This is a genomic window from Streptosporangium sp. NPDC049644 (assembly GCF_040675205.1).
Taxonomy (GTDB): Bacteria; Actinomycetota; Actinomycetes; order Streptosporangiales; family Streptosporangiaceae; genus Streptosporangium; species Streptosporangium fukuiense.
In genome coordinates, this window is sequence record NZ_JBFAOJ010000288.1 from 1 (window position 1) to 1,048 (window position 1,048).

Genomic DNA, 1,048 nt, shown 5'->3' on the forward strand with positions numbered 1-1,048 from the left:
AAGCCCAGCTCGCGGAACTCCCGCCGCACCTCCACCAGCTCCGGCGACGCGTGCCCCAAGACCAGCGCGGCCTGCGCACGTACCAACTCCACCACAAACCGGACCTGATCGGCCCGGCTCATACCGGCCAACCGGCGCACCAGCTCCGAATCCCCACCCGCCGAGACCGCCGAGCGGCGAACACCACGCACCAGCCCACGCAACAGATGCGGCACCCAGCCCTGCGCCCGCACCGCCGACACATCGAACCGCGCCGCCACCACCGCCGCACGACCGGCGACAGCCGCAGCGTCGAACAACGCCAGCCCCTGCCCCGCCGACAACGGCACCATTCCCGCCCGAGCCATCCGCCGCATGTCCGCCTGGCCCAGACCGCCGGTCATCCCCGCGTCCTGCGCCCACGCACCCCACGCCAGCGACAACCCCGCCAGGCCCACAGCCCGCCGATGCCCGGCCAGCGCGTCCAGGAACGCGTTCGCCGCCGCGTAGTTGCCCTGCCCCGGCCCGCCGAACGTCCCCGCCACCGAGGAGAACAACACGAACCCCGCCAGACCCATGTCCCGGGTCAGCTCATGCAGATGCCAGGCCGCGTCCACCTTCGGCCGCAGCACCACATCCAGCCGCTCGGCCGACAGCGACGGGATCGTCCCGTCATCCAGCACACCCGCCGTATGGATCACCGCGGTCAGCGGATGCTCGACCGGGACCTGAGCCAGCAGCGCCACCACCGCGTCCCGGTCGGCCATATCGCAGGCGGCGATCTCGACCTCGACGCCATGCGCGATCAGTTCCGCCTGCAGTTCCACCGCGCCCGGAGCGTCCGGACCCCGGCGGCTCGTCAGCAGCAGACGCCGCACCCCACGCTCGGCCACCACATGCCGCGCCAGCACCCCGCCCAGACCACCGGTACCACCGGTGATCAGCACCGTTCCCTCCGGATCCCACGGCCGATCCACCGCCTCTTCCGCCAGTGCCACGCGAGCCAGGCGGGCGACCCGCACCTCACCACCGCGCACCGCCACCTGCGGCTCGCCCGACGCCAGCACCG

At 73.0% G+C, this 1,048-nt stretch carries 1 protein-coding gene; it reads right to left on the bottom strand.

Annotated elements, in window-relative coordinates; all coding sequences use genetic code 11:
• Positions 1 to 1,048: beta-ketoacyl reductase (locus tag AB0J58_RS45190; RefSeq protein ID WP_364228056.1), on the bottom strand; the 1,048-nt coding region annotated here is incomplete at both ends.